The sequence below is a fragment of the Aeromonas salmonicida subsp. salmonicida genome (genome assembly GCF_001643305.1).
In the GTDB taxonomy this organism is placed as follows: Bacteria; Pseudomonadota; Gammaproteobacteria; order Enterobacterales; family Aeromonadaceae; genus Aeromonas; species Aeromonas salmonicida.
Window position 1 is genome coordinate 293,599 of the sequence record NZ_LSGW01000044.1, and the last position, 25,014, is coordinate 318,612.

18 protein-coding genes and 2 pseudogenes are annotated in these 25,014 nt (G+C 59.2%); 7 read left to right on the forward strand and 13 right to left on the reverse strand.

From position 1 onward, the window contains the following. Positions 1-34: 34 nt before the first annotated feature. The 5 genes and pseudogenes from AXW79_RS04870 to arcB form a co-directional block, all read right to left on the reverse strand. Positions 35-1,233 (reverse strand): annotated as a pseudogene (locus AXW79_RS04870) (EAL domain-containing response regulator). After that, positions 1,214-5,481, reverse strand: a pseudogene (locus AXW79_RS04875) (ATP-binding protein). The pseudogenes AXW79_RS04870 and AXW79_RS04875 overlap by 20 nt, the downstream one beginning before the upstream one ends. A 147-nt stretch (positions 5,482-5,628) precedes the next feature. Then, on the reverse strand, positions 5,629-5,832 hold the full coding sequence (locus tag AXW79_RS04880) for a hypothetical protein (RefSeq protein ID WP_005311635.1): 204 nt from the start codon (positions 5,830-5,832) through the stop codon (positions 5,629-5,631). Between the two features lie 322 nt (positions 5,833-6,154). Continuing rightward, positions 6,155-7,519, reverse strand: a complete 1,365-nt coding sequence (dgt, locus tag AXW79_RS04885; RefSeq protein ID WP_005311632.1) for a dGTPase — start codon at positions 7,517-7,519, stop codon at positions 6,155-6,157. 55 nt (positions 7,520-7,574) lie between these two features. Next, on the reverse strand, positions 7,575-9,887 hold the full coding sequence (gene arcB, locus AXW79_RS04890; RefSeq protein WP_005311630.1) for an aerobic respiration two-component sensor histidine kinase ArcB: 2,313 nt from the start codon (positions 9,885-9,887) through the stop codon (positions 7,575-7,577). A gap of 207 nt (positions 9,888-10,094) precedes the next feature. Here arcB and AXW79_RS04895 point away from each other — a divergent pair, with 207 nt between their 5' ends. Further along, entirely contained in the window at positions 10,095-11,093 is a 999-nt protein-coding gene (locus AXW79_RS04895; RefSeq protein WP_005311628.1) for a DUF2860 family protein, read from the forward strand. 69 nt (positions 11,094-11,162) lie between these two features. Here the strand turns inward: AXW79_RS04895 and AXW79_RS04900 are convergent, their stop codons facing one another. From AXW79_RS04900 to AXW79_RS04915, 4 genes are all read right to left on the reverse strand, one after another. Continuing rightward, positions 11,163-11,861 carry a DUF3334 family protein gene (locus AXW79_RS04900; protein WP_005311626.1) on the reverse strand — a complete coding sequence of 233 codons (699 nt, stop codon included), beginning with the start codon at positions 11,859-11,861 and terminating at the stop codon, positions 11,163-11,165. Between the two features lie 98 nt (positions 11,862-11,959). Further along, complete coding sequence (locus AXW79_RS04905) at positions 11,960-12,397, reverse strand: HIT domain-containing protein (RefSeq protein ID WP_005311624.1); 438 nt, start codon at positions 12,395-12,397, stop codon at positions 11,960-11,962. Between the two features lie 71 nt (positions 12,398-12,468). Beyond that, complete coding sequence (locus tag AXW79_RS04910; RefSeq protein ID WP_005311623.1) at positions 12,469-13,101, reverse strand: DUF2057 domain-containing protein; 633 nt, start codon at positions 13,099-13,101, stop codon at positions 12,469-12,471. Between the two features lie 71 nt (positions 13,102-13,172). Beyond that, the gene (locus AXW79_RS04915; RefSeq protein WP_085941500.1) at positions 13,173-14,072 is read right to left on the reverse strand and encodes a LysR family transcriptional regulator; all 900 of its coding nucleotides are present in this window, start codon (positions 14,070-14,072) and stop codon (positions 13,173-13,175) included. Positions 14,073-14,169: 97 nt separating this feature from the next. Between AXW79_RS04915 and AXW79_RS04920 the strand changes: the two genes are divergently transcribed. Further along, complete coding sequence (locus AXW79_RS04920) at positions 14,170-14,772, forward strand: short chain dehydrogenase (protein WP_005311619.1); 603 nt, start codon at positions 14,170-14,172, stop codon at positions 14,770-14,772. A gap of 128 nt (positions 14,773-14,900) precedes the next feature. Here the strand turns inward: AXW79_RS04920 and AXW79_RS04925 are convergent, their stop codons facing one another. The 3 genes from AXW79_RS04925 to dapA all read right to left on the reverse strand — a co-directional run bounded on the left by AXW79_RS04925 (position 14,901) and on the right by dapA (position 18,152). Next, complete coding sequence (locus tag AXW79_RS04925) at positions 14,901-16,004, reverse strand: phosphoribosylaminoimidazolesuccinocarboxamide synthase (protein ID WP_005311616.1); 1,104 nt, start codon at positions 16,002-16,004, stop codon at positions 14,901-14,903. 143 nt (positions 16,005-16,147) lie between these two features. Further along, complete coding sequence (gene bamC / locus AXW79_RS04930) at positions 16,148-17,272, reverse strand: outer membrane protein assembly factor BamC (protein WP_085941501.1); 1,125 nt, start codon at positions 17,270-17,272, stop codon at positions 16,148-16,150. After that, positions 17,265-18,152, reverse strand: coding sequence for a 4-hydroxy-tetrahydrodipicolinate synthase (dapA, locus tag AXW79_RS04935; RefSeq protein ID WP_005311612.1), 888 nt, complete (start codon positions 18,150-18,152; stop codon positions 17,265-17,267). The genes bamC and dapA overlap by 8 nt, the downstream gene beginning before the upstream one ends. Before the next feature lie 267 nt (positions 18,153-18,419). Here dapA and AXW79_RS04940 point away from each other — a divergent pair, with 267 nt between their 5' ends. From AXW79_RS04940 to AXW79_RS04950, 3 genes are all read left to right on the forward strand, one after another. Continuing rightward, a complete protein-coding gene (locus AXW79_RS04940) occupies positions 18,420-18,953 on the forward strand; it encodes a glycine cleavage system protein R (protein ID WP_005311611.1) in 534 nt (177 codons plus the stop codon). Positions 18,954-18,975: 22 nt separating this feature from the next. Further along, positions 18,976-19,440: a thioredoxin-dependent thiol peroxidase gene (gene bcp, locus AXW79_RS04945; protein WP_005311610.1), complete on the forward strand. Its 465-nt coding sequence runs from the start codon at positions 18,976-18,978 to the stop codon at positions 19,438-19,440. Positions 19,441-19,883: 443 nt separating this feature from the next. Then, entirely contained in the window at positions 19,884-20,384 is a 501-nt protein-coding gene (locus tag AXW79_RS04950) for a YfbU family protein (RefSeq protein WP_005311609.1), read from the forward strand. 60 nt (positions 20,385-20,444) lie between these two features. Here the strand turns inward: AXW79_RS04950 and yfbV are convergent, their stop codons facing one another. After that, the gene (gene yfbV / locus AXW79_RS04955) at positions 20,445-20,885 is read right to left on the reverse strand and encodes a terminus macrodomain insulation protein YfbV (RefSeq protein ID WP_011899053.1); all 441 of its coding nucleotides are present in this window, start codon (positions 20,883-20,885) and stop codon (positions 20,445-20,447) included. Between the two features lie 302 nt (positions 20,886-21,187). On the opposite strand from yfbV, the gene AXW79_RS04960 reads away from it, so the two are divergent. Further along, the gene (locus AXW79_RS04960; protein WP_005311607.1) at positions 21,188-22,390 is read left to right on the forward strand and encodes an acetate kinase; all 1,203 of its coding nucleotides are present in this window, start codon (positions 21,188-21,190) and stop codon (positions 22,388-22,390) included. A 70-nt stretch (positions 22,391-22,460) separates the two neighbouring features. After that, on the forward strand, positions 22,461-24,614 hold the full coding sequence (gene pta / locus AXW79_RS04965) for a phosphate acetyltransferase (protein ID WP_005311606.1): 2,154 nt from the start codon (positions 22,461-22,463) through the stop codon (positions 24,612-24,614). Positions 24,615-25,014 lie beyond the last annotated feature (400 nt).

Sequence of the window (25,014 nt, forward strand, 5' to 3'; positions counted from 1 at the left end):
GTCCTTGTTCAACTGCGGGCATGCCGCCTGGCGATCAGTCCCCGATCAGGCCGGGTAATCGTTCGCGCCAGGTGTCGTGCCACCCCATCAATTCATCCCGCGGCATGGGCCGGGCGGAGAAGAAGCCCTGACACACATCGCACCCCAATCTGGCCAGCAGTCGCCAGGTCAGCTCATCCTCTACCCCTTTGGCGACCGACTTGAGTCCCAACTTGCGGGCCAGTTCGATACTTGACTCTATTATGGCCAAGCGGGAGGGGTCCTCATAGCAGCGATCGACGAAAGAGCGATCCAGTTTGAGCTCGGTGAAGGGCAGCAGCGCCAGCTGCTGCATGGAGGAGTAGCCGGTCCCGAAGTCATCGATGGAGAGGCCAAAGCCGTGCATCCGCAGCCGGGTCAGCACTTCCAGCGACTTGCCCAGATCCTTGACGAACGAGCTTTCGGTCACCTCCAGGGTGATGAGTTCGGGGTTGATGCTCCAGCGCTGGCACTGGTTGATCAGGGTATTGCAGAGATCCCCCTCGATGAGGGAGGTGGTTGAGAGGTTCATCGACAGATTGAGGGAGAGACCTGTCTGCTCCCACAGGTGACCGTCACGCAGAGACTTGCTGATGATCACCCGATGAGGCCGTTGTTTTCCGCCAGGGGGATGAAGCGCACCGGCGAGATGAGGCCGTAGTCAGGGTGCTGCCAACGGGCAAGCGCCTCCATGCCGACCCAGTGCCCCGAGCCAAAACTCACCTTGGGCTGATACCAGGGCAGCAGTTGATCCTGCTCCAATGCCCGGCTCAGCTCATCCAGCGTCAGGCTGTGGCCATCTTCCTCCTGAGCCCGCTCCTGCTGTGGGCGCCAGGCGCCGATCAACTGGCTGATCTGCTGCTGGCTGGAGGGCTTTTCGATGCGCCCAAGCACCTGTAGGCCATAGGCGGCGCTCATCCGCAACACGGCCTCGACCACGTCATCTTCCAGTGCACTGGAGAGGATGATACCGCCACGAAAGCCCCCGAGGGACAGACGGCGCAGCAACGCCATGCCATCCATGCCGGGCATGCGCAGATCGCAAAACAGAATGTCGACCTGATGGCGCTGACACATTGCCAGTGCCTCCACGCCATCCTGAGCCTCCAGCAGTGAGGTATAACCGAGCCCACGGATCTGGTGCATCAGTGCCTTGCGCTGAAACGCGTGGTCTTCCACCACCATGATCGCCAACTCATGCTGTGTCTTGTTCATCGAGCCATAGTCCAATTTCGCGTGTTATAGAGTTCATCAGCGCCTGTACTGTCTGGCTCAACTCGGTGAGTTCTTCCAGTTGTTTCAGTCGGGCCGCCGCTTCGAGTCGGGCAGCTTCCTCTGCCAATGGTAGCTGTCCTACCATGCGGGCAGCCCCCTTGATGCGGTGCGCAGTCTCTACCAGAGCATACGTATCCTGACGGGCCAATGCCTGCATCATGTCATCACTATCCTGGCGGTTGGAATCCAGATACTCCCGCGCCATGCTGCGGGCCACCGCCTCATCGCCAAACAGCGAGATCCAGCATGCCCCCAGATCCGCAGCGGGTTCGGCAGGCACAGGTATCACCTCGGCGACCGGTGCAACGACCGGCAACCAGTCCTCCAGCATCTGGCGCAAGGTATCCAGGGTGTAAGGCTTGAACAGCATGTCGTTCATGCCGGCCTCCTGCATCTGCAGACTGGCTTCTTCTGACGTATCCGCCGTGACGCCAATGATGGGCGCCTGTTCCCCCTGCCCTCGCAGGGTCCGTGTCAGGGTATAGCCATCCATCACCGGCATGTGGCAATCGGTGAGCAGCAAGGCAAAATCTTGCCCCTGCCAGGTGCGCAGCGCCTTCTCGCCATCATCCACCACCTCGGCATCCACCCCCAGAATGGCGAGCTGACGGGCCAGCAGAGCACGGTTGATAGGATGATCATCGGCCACCAGCACGCGTCCTTGCAACTTGGCCGTATGGGCCTCGACCGGATTGATCGCTTTCTCTCCCAGCAGCTGATGGCAGGTTTCCAGCAACAGATCCGGATAGAGCGGAGATTGCCGGCATCCGATCCCATGCGGCCGCGCAGTGCCTCCAGCGGGGAGAGCACTATGCCCTTGAGCGCGGATTGCTGTAAACGTGTCAGCCAATCGCTGCCCAGGGCCTGTTCCAGCCAGCCCTCCTCCGCGAACAGCAAGCCACTCAGTGGCTGTTGCCACTGCTGAGGCTCCAGACGATTCAGCCTGGCCCCCAGCCGCTGCATGGCAGACTGCAAGGCGGCATCCTCGCCAAACAGCCACCATTCCTGACCCGCCAGCGCAGGTGCATCCCATCGACTCTCGGTCAACGGAAAGCTGAACGTCAGGCGGGTTCCCTGGCCGGGTTTGCTCTCAAGGGCCAGGCTGCCCCCCATTTTCTGCGCCAGCTGATGACAGATGGCCAGCCCCAGCCCTGTGCCGCCAAAGCGTCGATTTATGTCGGATTCCACCTGCTCGAATGGGGTAAACAGGCGATCCTGCTTCGCTTCGGCAATGCCGATACCGGTATCACTGACGGCGATGAGCAGTTGCTCGGCGCGATAACTGACCTGGATACGGATCTCCCCCCGCTCGGTGAACTTGACCGCATTGTTGAGCAGATTGGAGAGCACCTGTCCCACCCGCACAGCATCGATACGCGCCTGGTCCGGCACGTCTGGCGCCCAATCCAGTGTCACTTTGAGCCCCTTGCCATGGGCCAGGGTGGCATGACCACGGATCACGTCACAGATCACGGAGGCGAGACGGCAGGCTTGATAATGCAGTTGCAGCTGGCCCGCCTCTATCTTGGAAAAGTCGAGCACATCGTTGACCAGATAGAGCAGGTTGTTGGTCGAGGTGATGACGTTGCGCAGCATGTAACGCTGATCTTCATTCAATTCGCTCATCTGCAGCAGCTCCAGCATGCCGTGCATGCCGGAGATGGGGGTTCTGAGTTCGTGGCTCATGGTGGCGAGGAAACGGCTGCGCACCTGCATCGCCTGCTCCGCATAGGCGCGCGCCTCCCTCAGCTCATGCTCCTGACGCTTGAGGGCAGTGATGTCCTGGATCACGCCGTTGAGGATCAGATTCCCCTCATCCTGCGGCACGAAACTGCCGCGCACCTGCAGGTAGCGATCCCCCTCAGGGCGCTCTACCTTTACCTCCAGGTCGAGCGGTGCCAGTGTCTCGGCGTGGTTGGCAACCTTGCTGACAAAATCCTGCAGCGCCTCTTCGGTAAAGCCGAACACCTCGCCCCCGGACTCCGCTGACAGCATCTCCTGCTGGCTGGCCCCCAGGATCTCGTTCGCCCCTTGCGAGGCATAGAGGAAGCGCCCCTGGCCCGGCCCCTGCCACAGGTACTGATATACGATACCCGGCATGCTGTCGGTGATCTGGGTGAGCCGGGTCTCCGCCTTGCGGGCCCGCGCCTCGGCTTCCTTGATACGGGTCACATCGGTGAGCACCGTCAGTACACCCAGCATATCGCCGCTCGGTGAGCGGTAGGGGCGCTTGGCATAGATGACGTGAAACAGGGTGCCATCCTGGCGGCGACTGTAACCAGCCCCTTCCAACTGCTTGCCGCTGTGCCACACATCCTGCTCCTCTTTGAGCACCCGCTCACGCTCCTGGGGCGGCATGCCGTCAAGATCGATACACTCATCGCCCACGCAGGCACCAAGGAAAGCATCCCGATAAGCCTGGTTGCACAGCGTGATGCTCTGCTCCCGGTCACGCAGTGCCACCATGTTGGGCAGGGAGTTGAGCAGGGTCTGCACAAAGGTCAGCTGCTCGTTCAATTTGCGCTCGGCCAGCTGGCGCTGGACTATCTGGCGACGCAGCGTGCGGTTCCAGCCCATGAACAACAGCACGCAGAGCAGAAAGGCCCCCATACCGAAAGAGGACCAGAGCAGCACTGTCGCCGGGTTGATGCCGGTCTGGATGGTGAGGGAGAGCCACTTCTGTTCCAGCCTCGACAACTCGTCAGGCCGGATGGAGAGCAAGACCTTGGTCAGGATCTGCTGCAACATGGGATCTTGCTGATGGGCCGCCATGGCGACGGGCACTCGCAACTCGTTGCCGGAGAAGACCACCTGATAGCGGTTGTTGAATCCCTTCTGCAACGCCAGTTGCAGCGTTGTCATGCTCATCAGCACATAATCGACCTCATTCTGATCGAGCAGGGGCAACAGCCTGGTATCACTGCTGACCGTCACCGGATAGGCTCCCACCTCCTTGAGCACCAGTTCCTCCACAGAACCACCGACTATGCCTACCTTGTGCCCCTTGAGCTGATTGAGATCCTCAAGCTCAGCCACCCCCTGTCTGGCCGCGATCACTCTGTGGATGAAGGCGTATTCAGGGGTAAACAGAGAGAATTGGCGGCGCTCGGGCGTCGGTGTCATGGCCGGAATGAAATCCAGTTTGCGCGCCTGGAACAGCGCCTGGGTTTCGGTCCAGCTGCTAGTCGGTACCAGAGTAAACTTGAGACCGGACCGGGTGCTCATCACCTTGAGCAGGTCGGCGATGAAACCCTTGAGCTGACCCGCACCGTCGATCTCGCTCACCGCTGGCCAGTCAGGTGCAACGCCAAACTTGAGCGTGGGATGCAAGGCCAGCCAATTCAGCTCGCTCTGGTTGAAGATAATCTGGCGAGGGCCATGAGCCAGTTCATAGTCGACTATGCCCCCCGTCTCCAGAATGCGGCGCCGATCCTCAAGGGGGATGTCGTTGAGCGCCAGCTCCAGCAGTTCCAGCAGTCCCTGATTATTGGGTCCCACTGCCATGGCCAGCGAGGTATCCGTCACCCAGTCCGGAGTGATCACTTTCAGGCCGGCCTGCTGCTGCAGGCGTTGCAAGCGAACCAGGGCAGGCAGATCGGCCAGATAGGCGTCTGCCAACCCCTTTTTCACCATGAAGACGGCCTCGTCGCTGCTGTCTGCCTGCGCCAGCTGGTCCATGCCCAGCTTCTCAAGGTCCTCACAGGAGTTGAATCCCTGTTCACACACCCAGCGTAATTGACGAGCCGCCGCCAGGGAGAGGGTATCGTTCCCCTTCGCCAACAGCACACCGCGGGGCAGACCCATGAGATCCGAGGTAAACCGCATTTTCTGTTGCCGCGAGGCACTGGGGGTCACGCCGATCAGCATGTCGACCTCGCCATCAAGCAGAGCTTGCTGGGCACCAGCGTAGTAGGGATAGGTCTTGTAGCGCAGCGTCAGTCCAAGCCGACCTGCAACCAGAGAGGCAAAATCATCCAGCGGACCACTGACCCCCCCCCGGCTATTGGCATAGACGTAAGGGGGCCAGGCCACAGAGGGCATGCCGACAACCAGATCGCTGCGCGAGGCGAGCCACAGGCGCTCAGACAGCCCCAGCCGGTCCTTGTCCAGACTGGTTTGCGCTAAAGCCACATGGCCCCAGCAGGCAAGCCAGCACAGCAGGAAGGCGCGATAGCAAAGACGCAACATGGATAACTCCTGAACAGATCGGAGAGCGATAATAGGGATTTTGGCAAAATGTGCGAATGAAAATTCGTAACCAAACTCAAACGGATACAAAAATGGCAGGCCCAAGCCTGCCATTTTCCTGCAAGAAGGGGGCCAAGCCCCTTCTTGTCAGGTTATTCGATTCCCAAGTCGGAAGCCGGTTTGATATTCCTGCTCACGGATGTGGGCGATCTGCACATTTTGCCCTTCCAGGCCGATATCTTTCAGCAAGGCAGGTGAGAGGTGCAGGTAGCTGATGCGGCGCTCCAGCCGGGTGATCCGTTTCTGAACCAGGGATTCGACAGTGCGCAGCAGAGCCAGTTCGATAGACATGATATTCTCCAGTTGAACGTGCGGTTCTCCCGGAGAGAAGAGATCACCCTGCGGGACAACCGCGGGTGATAAAAAGACAGGGGTTACCTGTTTCCTCCACGCGGTAAAAAAAGAGCACGAGTCTTCGCGCTGCCAATGCAGCGATCGGACGCAACGTTTAGCATTGAATGTTGCATATTCGTCTCCTTACCAAGTGAAAGTTGAACAAGTTGCCACAGTCTAAAAAAAGACCGAATTTTATACAATAACCTCACCCCCATATGGGTGGTGGGTCATCTATCAATGCCTGCGCGCGTTCATTCCTGCCCTTCTCGCGGGCGTATCAGATCCCGGACAGCAAGCGGAACTCTTCCAGCGCATAGGTATCCGTCATGCCGCTGACATAGTCGAGCAGCAGCCGCACCCTGTAGTACCACTCCTGCTCTGCACCGCTGTCGAAACGGGGATCCCTGCTGGCCACGGCCAGCCGGTATGCCTTGAGATGACGGGCCGACAAGCGGTGAAACAGGCGACGGGCGAAGAAGAGCTCGCTGCCCCCCTGCCCGGCCAGCAGACGCTCGAATTGACTGGCGGGCAATGCCAGCAGGCAGGCATAGGTAGAGAGCACACCGCGCAAGGCAGCATAGCCTTCGAGCTCCAGCGCCTCGACCTCGGGGCGCATGAAAACCTGCTCGCGAGCCACCTGCTTGAGGGTGTCGAGCACCATGGCCGCCGGAGCCTGACCGTGCAGCAGCGCCTGGGGATAGGCACCGCTCAGTATGATCTCGTGCTCGCTCACATAGGTGTGGGCGGCCAGCGCGATCAAGTCGTGAGTCAGATGCTGGCGAAAATGGGGGAAGAAGCCTCTGTCCGAGGCGGTGGCATCCGCCAGCAGTACGGCCATGTAGCTGCCTGCATCGGCCAGACGCAGCGCCTGTTGCAGCTCGCTCAGGCTGAGAATGCGTCTGTCCACCGCATCTTCGAGATCGGCGATGCAGTAAGAGATGTCGTCAGCCGCCTCCATGATGTAGACCAGCGGGTGGCGGCAACCGGGTGCCAGCCCCAGGCTCTGGCTCAGGGAACGGTAGAGGGGTTGCTCACTGAAGAAGATGCCCCGCTTGCTGGTCCAGCCGTGATGCTGGCCGTAATGAAGTCCCGGTTGGGGTTGTTGCGGATACTTGCACAGGGCGGCCAGCTGCCCCAGGGTCAGGTTCAGCTCATGCAGACTGTGCACCAACCGCAGGCTCTGGGCATTGCCGTCAAACACCAGCAGATCCTGGCGCAGCTCAGCCCACTGCGGGCTGGGCGCCTGGCCAAGGGCTGCAGCGAACAGGGTATCCAGTTCCTGTGTCAGCCACTGGCTCATCACCTGTTCGCCAAAATGGCCGAACGGCGGGTTGCCGACATCGTGCAGCAGGCAGGACATCTCCACCAGATTGATGAAGGCCCCCTCGCACACCGCACCCGCAGGCAGCGCCGCCAGAATTCGGCGGCTGATCTGGCGGCCTGTCTCCTGCACCTCCAGCGAATGGGTCAGACGGCTGCGTACCGAGGCCTTCACATCGAGCGGGAAAACCTGGGTCTTCTGTTGCAGCCGGCGCACAGGTGCCGCCTGTACGATGCGGGCACGATCCAGCTCGGTCGCCTCAAGCAACTCTTCCTCACCCCAGGGGTGACTGCGCAGTGACGGGATCAGGCGCTGATACATCTTGTTCATCTCCTTCTGTGCCTGAAGCGGCAACGTAATGAGGCGGCAGACAGGCTCAGGAGAGCAGCCAGCGCTTCAGCCGGGCTATGTCACCCGGGCACTCGCGGCGCAGCGACTCTATCCAGTCCTCCACGTTCTCCCACCAGGCGGGGTGATCCGGGCTCTGGATCAGCTGGGCCAGCTGTTGCAGCCGGCGCAGACCGATGGAACCGGCCGCTCCCTTGATCTTGTGCGCCTCTTCCACCACGCCTGCCTGATCCTTGGCAATCATGTTGGAGTCGAGCACAGCCATATAGTCCGGCATCATCTTCTCGAACAGTTCGACGCTGGAGAGCAGCACCGGCTTGCCCACTGTATCGGCGTAATCAGTAAGAAAGGCCAGGTCCAGCAGCGCATCCTGATTGCCTGCATCAGCTTGCTCGTCGGCCTCATCGTCGGCCAGATCCGCAAACAGGTGACCAATCACTTCGCGCACCGCCCGGGAGCCCAGCGGCTTGCTGATCACATCCTGCAGGCCGCGATCCCGATAATACTGGCGATCGCCGGTGGCATTGGCAGTGAGCGCCACCATGGGCGGCAAACTGTCGCCGTAGCGCGCCAGCAACTGGGCCGCCACATCGAAGCCGGTCATGTCCGGCAGCTGAATGTCGAGCAGGATCAGGTCAAAGTCATCGGGATTGGCCATGGCCAGCGCCTGGGCGCCGTCCCGGGCCACCTTGACCTCATGCCCCAACTTGTTGAGCAGGGCGCAGGCCACTGTCACATTCAGCTCCACGTCTTCCACCAGCAGGATATCGAGGGTCGGCATCTCCTGCTCGGAGGTAGCCACCTGAGGTTCGACGCAATCCACTTCCAGCTCGGCGGTGAAGCAGGAACCTTCACCCGGGTCGCTGTCCACATAGAGCTGACCGCCCATGGCCTGCACCAGCTGGCGGGAGACGGCCAGACCAATGCCGGTGCCGGTGGCGTGCTTCTTGCCTTGCACCTGATAGTACATGGCAAAAATTTTCTCCTGCTGGGCGCGAGGTATGCCGACACCGGTATCCTCCACCTCGAAGTGCAATGCCAACTTGCCCGGCACATCGGCCGCGTGGGAGAGGCAACGTACCGTCACGCCGCCCTCATCGGTAAATTTGACCGCATTGCCCACCAGATTCCACAGCACCTGGCGCAGGCGGGTGCCATCGGCCATCACGAACTGCGGCATGTCGCCATCCCGATCGAAATGCAGATAGAGCCCCTTCTGCTCCGCCTGGATGCGCGACAGCGTCTCCAGCTCGTCCAGGAAGGCGGGCAGGTCGATGGGGGTCGGCGCTATCTCCAACCGGCGCCGGTCCAGCTTGTCCAGATCTATGATGTCATTGAAGATATTGCCCAGGGTCACGGCACTCAGGTGGATGGTCTTGAGCTGCTGATGCTGCCGGGGGTCGAGGGGAGTATCCATCAGCATGCGACTGAGGCCCACTATGCCGTTGAGCGGAGTGCGCAGCTCATGGCTGATGGTGGAGATGAAAGTGGTCTTGTCGCGGCTCGCCTTCTCCAGCTTGTCCTGATATTGCTTGCGCTCTGTGATGTCGCGGCCAAAACCGAGCAGGCCGAGCCGTTTGCCAAAGCGATCGAAGAAAGGCACCTTGCGCAGCTCGAAGTAGGCCTTGCGACCATCCGGGTATTCCAGCCACTGCTCATAGGTGAGCGGCTCGTTACTGGTAAAGACCTGTTTGTCGGTCTCCACCACCTTGTTGGCAATCTCCTGCTTGTAGACATCGAACGGGGTCAGCCCGATGAGCTCGGCCTCCACACGGCCGGTCAGCTCCTCCATGGCGCGATTGCAGCCGGAGAACTGCTCGTCTTCATTGCGGTAGTAGACCAGATCGGGGGAGCAGTCGATGAAGGAGCGCAGCAAGGCGGTACGCTCGCCCAGGTGCAACTGGGCTTTTTCGCGCTGGAACACCTCGTTCTCCAGATCCTCGATCGCTTGCTGACGCAGTGTCTCGGCCCGATTGGTTTCGGCAATCTGGGCGTTGAGGCGGCTGATGTTCTCCTGCAGCTGGCTGTTGAGTTCCAGATCCCGTTCGCGCATGTCTTGCAGCTTGCGCACCATGCGGGTCAGTCGCTGGCGGGAATCCTCCAGCTGATCCACGACGATGGAGAGAAAATAGACGGCCCAGGGGGTCACCAGCAGGCCGAAGAAGACGGAGCGCACCAGGTCGACTATGTCCACGGTGCCGCGCAGAAACAGGGTTACCCCCATCTGGATGGAGACGGCCAGCACTATGATGCCCGTCGCCAGGAACATGCTGAAGCGCACCAGACCCAGCTTGGTCATCAGATCGACGTAATATTGCGCCCAGGATTTGATTTGTTTCATCTTGTTGTTTTCTCCCCGATATTCGCCGAACAGAATACCAGCACGGAGCGCCGAACTCTTGTGCCGTCACGCTATTAATTATTGATTAACGCCATCTGCCAACTGGGATAGCATGCGTTGGTGGACTCAGTCAGCCGCAGTTCAGCTTGCTGTCCTATCATCCCGAGCCATTTCATCCAACAGCTTGTTATTTCAGGAGTCTTACCGATGCGCACTCTCACCCTGCTGAGTCTTGGCCTGCTGGCAGCCAATGCCGCCCACGCCGATCTGGGGGAGATCCCCAAGCAGTCCGGCTGGTCCGGTTTCCTGCTCGGCGGGGTCAACGCCGTCAGCTACAAGTCCAACTTCTATGCGGGCGATGACAGCAACAGCCGCATCAATGACCTCGGCTCTCCCGACAGTGAAAGCGGTCTGACTCCCCTCATCAACGCCGACATCCGTTACACCTTTGCCGACACCCGTACCCAGGTGTTTCTCGGCAACCTGATCCAGGATGCGATCCGCTTCGACTTCACCCAGCAGCTGGGTCTGCGTCAGGAGATGGGCGACAAGGGAATCGTCGCCACCTCCCTGGTGTTCAACGCCATGCCGGTCGAGCTGTGGAGCGATCCCTTCGCCACCAATGTGGATCGCAGCTCCACCGATGTGAAATCAAAAGGGGTTCGCTTCACCTGGGACAAGATCTGGGGCAGCAACTTCCACGGCAGCCTCACCAGCCGGGAAGTGGATCTGGATGAAGAGCGCAGCGGGCAGCAGTATGACCTGACCCACGGCACCCACTATGCCTCCATGCTGGATCGCAACGGCAAGGTGCACGACATGGAGATCTCCTATCAGTGGCATTTTGGCGGCAACCAGCTGCTGGAGCCCGCGATCCTGTACAAGCAAGCCAGGCTTGATGGCAGCACCGAGAGCTTCAAGAACACGGGTCTGCAGCTGACCTACGCCAAGCGTGGCCCCCAGTGGTCCATCGTCAGCAACGTCTATGCCGGCAAGCGCAACTATGACGAGGCGAATCCCATCTTCGGCCAGAGCGCCGATGCAAACGAGTTTGCCATCAACGGTACCTTCTTCTGGCACAGTCTGTTCGGCGTCAAGGATCTCGCCGCCACCTTTACCGCGGCCTACTCCACCGCCAACTCCGACATCAGCTTCTACGACAGTCAGGCCACCCGCGTCAGCACCGGCCTGCTCTACAACTTCTAAACCGGTCCATTCCAGCAACAACAAGGCCACCCCATGGGGTGGCCTTGGCATTTGTGCGCGTGGCTGACGTCAGATACCGAGCGAATCGAGCAGATCGTCGTGCTCATTGGCCACCTTGGCGGCAACCGGCGTTGGCTTGGATGCCGCCAGCTTGGTCTGGGCGATCAGCGCATCCGGATCCAGCTCCTCTTCGTCCATGCCATCACTGTGAATGCGGATGAACTCTGTCCTGTCCATCGCCAGCTCCAGATAGAAGATGTTGTTGCGGGAGGTGAAGAAGGTAACCCGCCGCGCTTCCGGGTTGTCGAGGTTGGTGTCGACGCTCAGCATCACCTGTTTGTTCAGCGCCAGCATTTTCGGCTGGTTCTGGGTAATGTGAGTCTGCAGATCCCGGCCCACCTTGACGGTGAAACTGCCGACGATCTGGTTCATCAACTCGCCCATGACGTTGCTCACCTCGTCCGAAGTGTGGGAGATGGCGAGATCTTCCTTGGAGAGGCCCATGCTGAGCATGTAGCTTTCGTACAGCTCCATGGCCGCAGAGGCGGAGAAGTTGATCACGACCAGGCCGGAGAAACCACCGTCGAACAACACGAAACAGCCGATATCCGGCTTGAGACAGGTCTTGCTGATGCGCTGCACCATGCCGGAGAAACGCACCTGACTCTGGGTCGCCGCACTCAATACCCCCGTGACCGAATGGCACAGACTCAGCAACACATCCTCTGTGGTCAATACGGCGTCGTTGTCGGCTCTTGTCACTATCATGGGACCTTCCTGAACATCGAAAATGGGCTTATCTATATCATAACTCTAACAGATAGCGCGGCTTGAGCTCTGAAATAGCGAGCCGCCTCTCACTTGACTCAATTATCAACGCAAAGCGGGATGAAACCGGCCAGATGGGCAAGCCGGGCACGCCAGCTATCGGCTTGGGTCCGCAAGGCCTGCGGGTCATATGGCAAAGCGGGGTGAGCCCCCCAGATGGGGCCGGGCCAGGCTTTGTCCGTGGTGAAGCGGGCGACATGGTGCAGATGCAGTTGCGGTACCAGATTGCCCAGCGCCCCGATGTTGATCTTGTCCGGGCTGAGGGCCTGTTCCATCAGGGTGGCGACGGCGCAGGACTCCTGCATCAGCTGTTGCTGCTGAGCGGGCGCCAGATGGTGGATCTCGCGCAAGTTGTCTACCCGTGGCACCAGGATGAGCCAGGGATACTGGCTGTCTTTGGCGAGCAGGACACGGCAAAGCGGCAGATCCCCGAGCAGCTGGGTATCCGCCTGCAGGCGAGTGTGCAATTCAAACATGAAGACCTCGTTGGATAAGGTGGGCGCTATGCACGATGAGAGCCCCCACGTTACTGCAACGGGCTGCAAACTTAAAGTCGCGGCACGGCCCAGCCGACGAAGCGCTTGCGAAGCTCCGGGTCCGCCTGCAAGAAGAGTTGCTGCAACCGCCCCTCCAGTTCGCTGGTTGCCACAGCAGGCACAGCCTTGCCCGCTGCCACTGTGGTTGCCACTCCGGCCATCGTCAACGCTGCCTTGCCACCACTGCGGTTGTACTCCTCGAGCCGGGCTCGCCAGTCCATACCGATCAGCATGCCGCTGGTCATCAGTGCATCCTGCTGAGTATCGAGCGCCTGACCATTGGCCTGCAGCGTCACAACTGGCGCCTTGGCATAGGCCACCATCGCCTGCTCATCGGCTGGCTGTTGGGCCACCAGCGTCAAGCGCTGGTTGCTGGCCTGATAGCGCACCACCTGGGGATCGGATCGCACCTGACGATCGTTCTCGCTGCTATTGCGACTCGGGATCACCCCCTCATATCGCACCAACAACTGCTGCTCCCCATCCGCCAGGGTAGCGTGCTGCTCATCTTGCAGCTTGCCCGCACTGACCGCCAGGATCTGGAAATCCGGTGGGACCACCACCTCGACGGCGGCCTGTGCAGTACTCATGCCCAGCGCCGACCACAGCAGTGTCAAACCACTCCACTTCTGATAACCCTTCATGCTCGCTCATCTTCCTGATCGCTACGATGGGCACAGGGTAGCGGCCGAAGATGACAGAAAAATAACGCAGGTCAGAGCAAGTAACGGGGCCGCTCGGCAAACCACTGGGCCAGCACCTGCTTGAACAGCCGGATCTTGCGTGGCACCCGCCGCTGCTGGGCGTGCAGCACATGGAGCTGATGCAGGCCACTCTGCCACCCGTCAAGCACGGTCACCAGCTCTCCCGCGGCCAGCGCGGGCTCCACCAGCATCAGAGGGCACTTGGCATACCCCATGCCAGCACGTGCAAGTTGCAGTACGGTACTGTAATGATTGGCCCGCACCTTGCCTTGTACCAGAATGTGGGCCTCTTCCTCTCCTCTGCGAAAGTGCCACTGCTCCCAAGCGGGGTTGCTCCCCTGCAACAGGCAGGGGCGGCTACTCAGCTCATAGGGGGTGGCTGGAATCCCTTCCCGCACCAGCAGAGCGGGGCTTGCCACCACCACGTCCTTGAGCTGACCGAGTGGCAACGCCACCAGGTTGTCGGGGATGCTGCTCATGGCGCGCAGCGCTATGTCGTTCTCCCCCTGACTCATGTCGACCATGGCATTGGTGAAGTTGAGTTCGACCTCGACACCCGGGCAGAGCACTGCAAAATGGCCAAGCAGCTCGCTCACCATGCGATCCCCTGTGCTGACCGCACAGGTAAAGCGCAAGCGGCCAGCATCCTCCTCGGTCAGTGCCTGGATATCCTCTTCCGCCTGCCGGACTAGCGCGAAAATCTGCCCCGTCTGCAAATAGAGGGTCTTGCCCGCCTCGGTGAGGCTGAGCCGGCGGGTAGTGCGCTGCAACAACTGGGCATTGAGAGCGGCTTCCAGGGCGCTGACATGGCGGCTCAGCATCCCCTTGCTGACCCCCAGCACATCGGCAGCGGCAGAGAAGCTGCCTCGCTGCACCACCTCGTAAAAGCTGGCCAAATGGGCGATATCCATCATTAGCTCCAATATGGAAACAATGAGTTTATTTTACGCGCTTTTTCCCCCGTTTCATCGCGCTAGAATCGACTTATCCCAACCAGGAGTGAAACAGATGAAGATTGTGATTGTGGGTGCCTCCGGCACCGTCGGCTCTGCGGTCAGTGAACTGCTTGCCAAGGACCATCAGGTGATCCGGGTCGGTCACAGCCGTGGCGATGCCACTGTCGACATGCGCGATCCCGCCTCCATCAAGGCGCTGTTTGCCCTGGTGGGCCAGTTTGATGCGCTGGTCGTCGCCAGCGGCAGCGTGGCCTTCAACGGTCTGACCGAGATGACCGACGAGCAGTGGCAAGTGGGGCTCCAGAGCAAGCTGATGGGCCAGATCAACCTGACCCGCGCCGCCATCCCCTATCTGAATGACAAGGGCTCCATCACCCTGATCAGCGGTATTTTGAGCGAGGAACCCATCAACTGGGGAGTCAGTGCGACCACCATCAATGGCGCCATCGAGCACTTTGTGAAGGCCGCCGCCTGCGAGCTGCCAAAGGGCTTGCGCATCAATGTGGTGAGCCCGACCGTGCTGACCGAGTCGATGGACAAATACGCCGACTTCTTCCCGGGCTTCGTGCCGGTGCCCGCCGCCAAAGTGGCACTGGCCTACCAGAAATCCGTGCTGGGCGTGCAGACCGGGCAGGTGTTCAAGGTCAACGGCTGATAGCCGCCCCCTTGCCGCCAGACCACCAATAAAAACGGGCCCCGGACTGGGGCCCGTCTGTTGGTCGGCTTGTGCCTTTTGTCACCAGCAAACGTTTGTTTTTCGATGACAAAAAAAGGCGGCAACCCTTAGTCGATCAGACCGTACTGATCCCGCAGCACCTCGATGATCTCCTGCTTCGGATTGGCAGAGCGCACCAGCGGGTGACCGATGATCTTCTCGGCGATCCCGACGTAGGTGTTGGAGATATCCATCATCACCTCGGTCGGCAGCTTGTTGCCTTTGGCCAGGGCGAAACGTTCCGGCATGCGGTTCTTGTTGAGCAGTATGTCCGGATCCGGGAAGTGGTTGAGCAGCCACTGACGGAAACCCTCTTTGGACTTCTCGACGATCTGGCCATCACGCAGCGCCGCGCCATCCCAGATGCGGGAGCTGTCGGGGGTGCCCACTTCATCCATGTAGATCAGCTTCTCGTTGCCGGCCGCATCCTGGACATAGCCAAACTCGAACTTGGTGTCGACGAAGATCTGATCCAGCGAGGCCAGCGCATCGCTGATGACGTTGAAGCCCTCTTTGAGCAGCACTTCGTAGCGATCGATGTCAGCCGGTTTGCTGAAGTTGAAGCCTTGGTAGTGGCGTTCGATATCGGCGCGGGAGACGTTGACGTCATCGGCTTCCGGCACACCATCCAGCCCGGTCAGCACACCCTTGGTGGAGGGGGTGATAAGAATCTCCGGCAACTTCTGATCCTTTTTGAGCCCTTCTGGCAAAGTAATACCGCAGAACTCACGCTCACCATCCTTGTAGGCACGCCACATGGAACCAGTGATGTACTGGCGGGCGATCGCTTCGATCATCACGGGGCGGGCTTTTTGCACGATCCAGACGAAGGGGTGCGGAATATCCAGGATGTGGCTGTCGGCCAGTCCCTTCTCCTTGAACAGCTTGAACCAGTGGCTGGAGATGGCGTTGAGCGCAGCTCCTTTGCCCGGTACGCCATTCAGCCCGTCGACACCTTGCCAGATGCAGTCGAAGGCCGAGATGCGGTCGCTGATCACCATGAGGGCGAGCGGCGCATCGGCAGGCACATCATAGCCTTTCTCTTTTATGAGCCGGGCACTGTCTTCGGGGGTCAACCAGTAGACGCTGCGCACTTTGCCGGAATGGACAGGTTTATCGGTACGGATCGGCAAATCGTCATTCACCGCCAATACTTGATCTGCAAGACTCATGGCTAATAACACTTCCTGTTTGTGGGAGGAATAAAACAGGGGCACCAGGCCCCTGTTTCTGGGGGGTTAACATATCAAGCACATCAGACCCTGTATTTACAGGGGGATTAACCTAACAAAACAGGGGCACTAGGCCCCTGTTTCTATTCTGTTTTTGCTGCCTGGTCAGCCAAGCCCTTGGCAAAGGCCTCGGACAGGCTGATGTACATCTGGGAGATGACGCCGGACGCCACTGGCTTCTTGTCCTTGTCGAACAGGGTAATGGAAGTCTTGCCCCCCGCCATCTCGCCCAACTGGAAGCGATACTTCTCCTCTTCCAGCTTGAATGGCTCACCGCCCTTGGCTTTCCAGAAATCGCTGCCCGGTTCGTCGTATTCGACGTCGATCCAGCCCAGGGACTGCTGGGTATCCTTGATGGTGAAACCATAGGCCGGCAGCACCTGATTGAGGCGACGCCAGACCAGATCAAAGGAACCGTCCGCAATCCAGGCACTCAGCTCATTGTTGTCCAGACCCAGCTGCAAGCCCATGCCATCGTTGGCCTTGTGCTGCTCGCGGGACTTGAGCTGCTTGTCGTAATAGAGGGAGAACTGGTTCAGGGCGCGGGTCGCGTAGCTCTGGGCATCGGCTGGCGTCAACACATTGGTGGTCTCGCCATCAATGGTCTCTTCGTGATCCAGCACCCGTACCGACATGTTGACGGCATGACGCTGGGCATCGTTGCGCACTGTGAACTGGTAACGCTGGCGGATGTTGAAATCATCATCCTCTTCACTCCAGCCATCGAGGGCCTTGGTGTTGTCAAACCAGCCGGTCTGCAAGACGCCAGCCTGCTGATCCAGCTTCTCCGTGGTCACCTTGTACTGGGCCAGGAAGTTCATCAGGAAGGCCCAGGTATCGCGCTCCACACTCTGATTGGTACTCAGGGCATAGAAGGCCACTGTGGGTTCGCTGGCATTGGGCACGACCTGGCTGCCCGGTACCACTGTCAGCAGCTGGGCAGGCGGACGCACGTCAATCTTGGCGCCAAGAGCACCGTCACGGCTGCTCTCTGGCAACGCCGGGATGTCGAAATTGCTGTTAAAGGCGGGGGTACTCAACCCGGACGGCACCAGAAACGTACGACCTTCAAGGCGGGCATCCTCGTACTCGAAACCACGGTTGGCCATCTTGCGATCCTGGGGTGAACTACAGGCTGCCAACACGGCAACGGTCGCTACACTCAGCACCAGGCGCACTGCATTTCCCTTTCCATTTGCTTTAAACACTCGCCATCAACTCCGCAGTCGTCAGTGCTCGCGTCATCGCTTGTTCGCCCTCTGGGGTGAGGTCGGTGAGCGGCAGACGCAAGGTCGCCGTCGCAATCAATCCCAGTCGGGCGCAGGCCCACTTCACCGGGATGGGACTCGGTTCGCAGAACAGAGTCTGATGCAACGGCATCAATCGATTGTTGATGTCATGCGCCTGCCCGGCATCACCGGCCAGCGCAGCACGACACATGTCGGCCATCTGGGCCGCTGCAATATTGGTGGTGACCGAAATGACTCCGTCTCCCCCTTGCAGCATAAAATCACATCCACTGGCATCATCGCCACTATAAAGCGCGAATTCCTCTCCGCACAGCTCACGCAGCAGCGGAGTACGGCTCAGATCCCCGGTGGCCTCTTTCAGACCTATGATACCGGGTACCCTGGCTAACCGGGCTACCGTCTCCGGTTTGAGATCGCAACAGGTGCGACTGGGCACATTATAAAGAATTTGGGGCAGACCACTAGCCTCGGCGATCGCACAATAGTGACGATAGAGGCCTTCTTGGGTGGGTTTGTTGTAATAAGGGGTAACCGAGAGACCCGCCACCACGCCCGTTTCGGCGAATCGTTTGGCAAGGGCGATGGCATGAGCGGTATTGTTGGATCCGCAACCGGCGATGACGGGAATGCGTCCGGCGGCCAGTTCCACGGTTTTTTCCACGACGGCGATGTGCTCCTGCTCGCTCAGGGTCACCGACTCCCCTGTGGTACCGACCGCAACGATGGCGGCTGTGCCCGCGCTGACATGATAATCGACCAAGGTGGCCAGACTGGCCCAGTCGACTTCACCTGAAGCCAGCATGGGGGTAACGAGCGCAACAAGACTACCGCGTAACATGGATATTTCTCCCGATTTTCAGGGGCGTTATGGTAAAGCTGCCCCCTTGGAAAAACAAGGGAGGCAGGGGGCAAGCCATGATACCATCCGGCACAAAACCCTGTGCGCGAGCACAACAGCATGCGCCAAATCGTGGTCGTGACCACCACAGGCAGGGCTCGCCGCAACAACATTCTCAACAAGGTTGTCATGTCAGAGTGCAGAGAGTGGCCAGAGCGCTCCCACTGTACTCACATTCACAACCAGCTAATGGACGAGAGAAGATTTATGACTCACTACCTGGTCGTAACGGCCATAGGCACGGACAGGCCTGGCATCGTCAATGAAGTTACTCGCCACGTCAGTGGGTGTGGCTGCAACATTGTCGATAGCCGTCTTGGTATCTTCGGTAATGAATTCACCTTCATCATGCTGCTGTCCGGTGACTGGAACAGCCTGATGCAACTCGAGATAAGCCTGCCCCTGCGCAGCCAGGAGTGGGAGCTCATCACCATGATGAAGCGCACCGAGCGTCACCATTCGCTGCAATACGACATCAGCGCCAACGCCGAGATCCTGATCCGGGATCAGCCTGGCATCGTAAGTCAGTGCACCCAGTTCTTCAGCGACCACGGCTGGGACATCCAGGCCATGCAGACCATGACGCTGGAGCAACAGCCCTACAACCTGCTCAAGGCAAGCTTCCAGCTCAATCTGGCCAAGCAGGGAGAAGCCGCCGGTTCGGATACGGCCTTCGCCGGATTCTGTCGTGAACTCGGCGCCGAATCGTTCGAATTCATCGTCAACAACAAACACGCCTGACGACCAACACCAAGGAGAATCCATGCAACCTTTATCCGCTGGCACCCTGGCCCCCGACTTTTCCCTGTCAGATCAGGATGGCAATCCGGTTCGTCTATCCGACCTGCGCGGCAAGAAAGTGCTCATTTATTTCTATCCCAAGGCGATGACCCCTGGCTGCACCACCCAGGCCTGCGGTCTGCGTGACGTCAATAGCGAGCTGGCCGCTCTCAACGTGGTGGTACTCGGCATCAGCCCGGATCCGGCCAAGCACCTGAAGAAGTTCGAGGAGCGCGACAGCCTCAACTTCCGCCTGCTGGCCGATGAAGATCACGCCGTCGCCGATGCTTTTGGCGTCTGGGGCCCGAAGAAGTTCATGGGCAAGGAGTATGACGGCATTCACCGTCTGAGCTTCCTCATTGATGAAGAGGGCAAAATCGCCCACCGCTTCGACAAGTTCAAGACCAGCGACCACCATCAGGTGGTGCTCGACCTCATCAAGGGTTGAGCCCAAAGACATATAAAACACATCATGCAAAAAGGGCCTGCAACTGCAGGCCCTTCGCTTGTCTCGCTCGCCGAGCTCACAGTGTGATGATGGCATCACCTGATGGGTCAAGGCGGGGTCGCCATCTTGGCGGCCCCGCTTTCGTTGCCCCGTCTGCCAGGACCTGTGGCCACAGCGACGGAGTCATGTTTGTGATGGTCTGGCATGCACCTGTGTCGGGTGCCTCGGTGGCGAGTCATCCGGGCACAAGCCAGATGACTCCTTTATTGTTACCAGCTCAAGCCGCAATGCAAGCACGCAAGCGCTGCTTTTAATTAACCAGAAACCGCTCCGTTTTGATTTCCCGATCCGGCTTTCTCACCAACCTCCCCTGCCAGATCAAAAAATTCATCTGAGATATGGGTTAACGTGACCCCAGTTTCATTTTCCAGTGAGAAAAGCCCATGAACATGAGCCACACCGAACGCCTGATCCTGAGCAACCAGTACGAGATCCTGGCCAAACTCAATCCGGAGAAAGCGGCGTCTTACCAGCGGGCCAGCACCATCATAGCGCGCGGCTACTGCCTGCAGATCCTCGAACTGGAGAAGAGCTTCGGTCATCTGGATCTGGCCACCTGTCAGGAGGTGATAGACACCCTGGAACTGCACCATGCGCTGGCCATCTCCTGGGGCAATCTTGATGGGGCCGATCAGAGTGAAATCACCGCCAGCCGGCTGGAATTCAACGGCTACAGCCGCAGCAAGGAGCGGGAGCTGGCCGACTACGTCTGCTTCCTGCTGGAAGTGGACAAGCGCTTCCCCGAGCTCAAGTGCCCATGTGACGAGCTTTCGAGCGACATTGCCATGCGCGACAAGTACCAGCGCATGCTGACCGTATGGCGCCAGTGCCCCCGTCAATACAAGCTCTCCATCCAGGAGATCCGCAAAGTATTGGCGGCCTGATCGACATAGATGGAAAAGGCGCCTCTGGGCGCCTTTGTCTGATTGGAAAACCTTGTTCGCCTATTCGTAGAGAAAAGATTTGTCCAGCTGCTTGAAAGCAGCATTGAGGGTATCAGCCAGCTCTTCATAACGGGGCTGGGCCACCAGTTGGCGATGACTGCCCTGCTCGTTCATCTTGCCGTTGATCTCGCGATACCAGCTGGCAAGGGAGGGAGGCAGACGGGTATCGGCACGCTGACCGAGCCAGTAGTAACCTTGCAGCGGCAGACTGAGCAAAAACAGCACTGAGGTCATGACGGAAGGCCAGTAGTGCAGCTCACCGAGCTGGAACTGCAGCATGACGCTGAGCACCGCCAGCGCCGGAATGATCTTGAGGGCGAATTCGGTGGCCTTGATCACCCGATTCTCCGGAAACATGGAATTAAGCTCGGGACGGCGGGGCCAAAGGGTCATATAATGACGGCCTTGCTGTAACTTAGTTCCAAAAATGTTCATGCTCATGCTACCTCCGAGCTTTTTTTGAACGTATTAACGGCAAAACCTCGACTATATTTGATGCGCAATAACAAAGGTTGAGGATGACTTTGTTATTTTTCAACAATCGAGTTATCCTTTGTACGCCCAATTTTTGCACCAACGGCCTGCCGTTGAGCTGTCAGGGACGTCTGGATTTCGGGTCTTGTATCACTATACAAGGGGCAAGCAACAGATTGCCAACCCTCATAAGGATAAGTTGAAAGTTTTTGGACGCAACGCGTCCAACGCATCCTCCTACACAACCCAATCTGCGATAGGATTTATTCATGAGTAAGCTGGTTCTTGTACTTAACTGTGGCAGCTCGTCCCTGAAGTTTGCTGTCATTGACGCAACCACCGGTGATGACCTGCTGTCCGGCTTGGCCGAGTGTTTCAACCTCGACGACGCCCGCATCAAGTGGAAACTGAATGGCGAGAAAGGCAGTGCCGATCTGGGCGCGGGTGCCGCTCACCAGGAAGCGCTGGACTACATCGTCAACAAGATCCTGCCGCTCAATCCGGAACTGTCCCAGAATCTGATCGCCATTGGTCACCGTGTTGTTCACGGTGGTGAGCGCTTCACCTCCTCCGTTGTGATCTGTGATGACGTCATCGCCGGCATCGAAGCCGCCGTACCTTATGCACCGCTGCACAACCCGGCTCACCTGATCGGTATCCGTGAAGCCCGTCGTATCTTCCCGGCCCTGGCCGACAAGAACGTGGCCGTGTTCGACACCGCCTTCCACCAGACCATGCCGGAAGAAGCCTTCCTGTACGCCCTGCCGTACAAACTCTACAAAGAGAACGGCATCCGTCGCTACGGCGCCCACGGCACCAGCCACTACTACATCAGCCTGGAAGCCGCCAAGCAGCTGAACAAGCCGGTTGACGAGCTGAACATCATCAACTGCCACTTGGGCAACGGCGGTTCCGTCTGCGCCATCAAGAACGGCAAATCCGTTGATACCTCCATGGGTCTGACCCCGCTGGAAGGCCTGGTCATGGGTACCCGCTCCGGCGATCTGGATCCGGCCATCATCTTCTTCCTGCACGACAAGCTGGGCATGAGCGTGGCGGATATCAACACCATGCTGACCAAAGAGTCCGGCCTGCAGGGTCTGACCGAAGTGACTTCCGACTGCCGTTTCGTTGAAGACAACTACGACAGCAAAGAAGAAGCCAAGCGTGCCATGGATGTTTACTGCTATCGCCTGGCCAAGTACATCGGCGCCTACGCCGCCGCCATGGACGGTCGTCTGGATGCCGTGGTCTTCACCGGTGGTATCGGTGAAAACTCAGCTCCGATCCGTGAAATCACCCTGAACAAGCTGGGTCTGCTGGGCTTCGACGTCGATCACGACGCCAACCTGGCTGCCCGCTTCGGCAAGGGTGGCGAGATCACCAAGGCTGGTTCTACCAAGGCCCTGGTTATCCCGACCAACGAGGAGTGGGTCATTGCCCACGACGCGCTGGAACTGGTCGGCGCATAAATTCGCTGTAGAGCAAGGCCGCCCCAGGGCGGCCTTTTCCTGATCCCAAAAAATGAACAAGGGGTATTAAGTGGCACGCACTATTATGCTTATCCCGGTCGGCACTGGTGTCGGCGTAACTTCCGTGAGTCTTGGCGTTGTCCGCGCCATGGAACGTCACGGTGTCAATGTCAGCTTCTTCAAACCGGTCGCTCAGCCGCGTCCGGGTGAAACCGGTACCGAGCGTTCCACCGCCGTGATCCGCGCTGCTGCCAACATCAACCCGCCCGAGCCATTCGCCCTCTCCTACGCCGAGAACATGATCACCTCCAGCAACACCGACATCCTGCTGGAAGAGATAGTGGCTCGCTTTGAAGAGCACGTGAAGGCCAGCGGTGCCGAAGTGCTGGTCATCGAAGGCATGGTACCGACCGACAAGCAGCCGTTTGCCAACAAGCTGAACTATGACGTCGCCAAGGCGCTGGATGCCGACATGGTGTTCGTGACCCATCCGGGCAACGACTCCAGCCAGAAGCTCAAAGAGCGCATCGAGCTGGCCTGCTCCAACTTCGGTGGCGTCAACAACCCCCGTATCGTGGGTTGCGTCATCAACAAGGTAGGTGCTCCGGTTGACGAGCACGGCGTGACCCGCCCGGACCTGACCGAGATGTTCGAGGCGCACCACCACGCTTCTGAAGCGGCCCACAATCTGGAAGTGCTGCAAGTGTTCGGCAAGAGCCCGCTGCGTATCCTGGGTTGCATACCCTGGAATACCCAGCTGATCGCCCCGCGCGCCAAGGATCTCGCCAAACATCTGGCCGCCAAGATCCTGCACAAGGGTGAGCTGGACAGCCGTCGCCTGCAAACCGTGACCTTCTGTGCCCGCTCCATCCACAACATGGTTGAGCACTTCCGTCCTGGCAGCCTGCTGGTGACCTCCGGCGACCGTTCCGACGTCATCGTCTCCGCCTGCCTCTCCGCCATGAACGGCGTCAAGCTGGGCGCACTGCTGCTGACCGGCAACTATCATCCCGAGCCGCAAGTGATGGCCCTGTGCCAACAGGCCATGGCCACCGGCCTGCCGATCATGATCACTGGCACCAACACCTGGCAGACCGCCGTCAGCCTGCAAAACTTCAACGTCGATATTCCGGAAGATGACCGCGAGCGTATCGAGCTGGTGCAGGACTATGTGGCTGGCCACATCGACAAGCACTGGATCGAGTCTCTCTCCGCCAAGTCTACCCGTTCCCGTCGTCTGAGCCCGCCTGCGTTCCGTTATCAGCTGACCGAGCTGGCCCGTCAGGCCAACAAGCGTGTCGTGCTGCCGGAAGGCGAAGAGCCGCGTACCATCAAGGCAGCTTCCATCTGTGCCGAGCGTGGTATCGCCCGTCCTGTGCTGCTGGGTAACCCGGAAGAGATCCGTCGCGTTGCAGAGCAGCAGGGTGTGGTGCTGACCGACAGTGTCGAGATCATCGACCCGCTGGAAGTGCGCGAGCGCTATGTGCCGCGTCTGGTCGAACTGCGCAAGAACAAGGGCATGACCGAAGTGGTTGCCCGCGAACAGCTGGAAGACAACGTGGTGCTGGGCACCATGATGCTGGAGCGTGGCGAAGTAGACGGTCTGGTATCCGGCGCGGTACACACCACCGCCAACACCATCCGTCCGCCGATGCAGATCATCAAGACTGCCCCGGGCTCTTCCCTGATCTCCTCCATCTTCTTCATGCTGCTGCCTGATCAGGTGCTGGTGTACGGTGACTGCGCCATCAACCCGGATCCGACTGCCGAGCAGCTGGCCGAGATCGCCATCCAGTCCGCCGACTCCGCTGCCGCCTTCGGCATCGAGCCGCGCGTCGCCATGATCTCCTACTCTACCGGTACATCTGGCGCCGGTGCCGATGTAGAGAAAGTGCGTGAAGCGACCGAGTTGGCCAAGGCCAAGCGCCCCGACCTCATCATCGACGGTCCGCTGCAATACGACGCGGCCATCATGGAGAACGTGGCCAAGTCCAAGGCCCCTAACTCACCGGTTGCAGGTAAAGCCACAGTGTTCGTCTTCCCGGATCTGAACACAGGCAACACCACCTACAAGGCGGTACAGCGTTCCGCAGATCTGGTCTCCATCGGCCCCATGCTGCAAGGCATGCGCAAGCCGGTCAACGACCTGTCCCGTGGCGCCCTGGTAGACGACATCGTCTACACCATCGCCCTGACCGGTATCCAGGCAGCTCAGGCCGAGTAATCGCCCTTCAGCCGACCCTGTGAAAAACCCGCCGAGAGGCGGGTTTTTTTATAGTGGGCGGGCGACATGTTGATCCGCAAGATCAAATCAGGATCCTGACCGGATCACTATGCCTCTCTCCATGGCTTGTCTGGCAAGGCTGGCAGGATAAGCAAACACTCACACCTACCACAGGGGATTGCACAATTGCACCCCAGCAGAGATCAGATCCAAATACCCCTTTAAGATCAGCTCACTAACACTAGACACACCGCTAATCTACAGAGTTTTCCACAGCTTTTGTGGATAGTTTACTGATCATTTGAAAGAAAATGACAGACTCGCACTTCCCCCTGGCTCAGCTTGCGCCCGTGAAAAAGGGCTCCGAAGAGCCCCTTTGGGATAACCAATCCACCTGCCG

Coding starts and splice junctions, on each gene's coding strand:
- AXW79_RS04880 (WP_005311635.1), bottom strand. CDS start 5,832: ATGTCTATCGAACTGGCTCTGCTGCGCACTGTCGAATCCCTGGTTCAG.
- dgt (WP_005311632.1), bottom strand. CDS start 7,519: ATGTATCAGCGCCTGATCCCGTCACTGCGCAGTCACCCCTGGGGTGAG.
- arcB (WP_005311630.1), bottom strand. CDS start 9,887: ATGAAACAAATCAAATCCTGGGCGCAATATTACGTCGATCTGATGACC.
- AXW79_RS04895 (WP_005311628.1), top strand. CDS start 10,095: ATGCGCACTCTCACCCTGCTGAGTCTTGGCCTGCTGGCAGCCAATGCC.
- AXW79_RS04900 (WP_005311626.1), bottom strand. CDS start 11,861: ATGATAGTGACAAGAGCCGACAACGACGCCGTATTGACCACAGAGGAT.
- AXW79_RS04905 (WP_005311624.1), bottom strand. CDS start 12,397: ATGTTTGAATTGCACACTCGCCTGCAGGCGGATACCCAGCTGCTCGGG.
- AXW79_RS04910 (WP_005311623.1), bottom strand. CDS start 13,101: ATGAAGGGTTATCAGAAGTGGAGTGGTTTGACACTGCTGTGGTCGGCG.
- AXW79_RS04915 (WP_085941500.1), bottom strand. CDS start 14,072: ATGGATATCGCCCATTTGGCCAGCTTTTACGAGGTGGTGCAGCGAGGC.
- AXW79_RS04920 (WP_005311619.1), top strand. CDS start 14,170: ATGAAGATTGTGATTGTGGGTGCCTCCGGCACCGTCGGCTCTGCGGTC.
- AXW79_RS04925 (WP_005311616.1), bottom strand. CDS start 16,004: ATGAGTCTTGCAGATCAAGTATTGGCGGTGAATGACGATTTGCCGATC.
- dapA (WP_005311612.1), bottom strand. CDS start 18,152: ATGTTACGCGGTAGTCTTGTTGCGCTCGTTACCCCCATGCTGGCTTCA.
- AXW79_RS04940 (WP_005311611.1), top strand. CDS start 18,420: ATGACTCACTACCTGGTCGTAACGGCCATAGGCACGGACAGGCCTGGC.
- bcp (WP_005311610.1), top strand. CDS start 18,976: ATGCAACCTTTATCCGCTGGCACCCTGGCCCCCGACTTTTCCCTGTCA.
- AXW79_RS04950 (WP_005311609.1), top strand. CDS start 19,884: ATGAACATGAGCCACACCGAACGCCTGATCCTGAGCAACCAGTACGAG.
- yfbV (WP_011899053.1), bottom strand. CDS start 20,885: ATGAGCATGAACATTTTTGGAACTAAGTTACAGCAAGGCCGTCATTAT.
- AXW79_RS04960 (WP_005311607.1), top strand. CDS start 21,188: ATGAGTAAGCTGGTTCTTGTACTTAACTGTGGCAGCTCGTCCCTGAAG.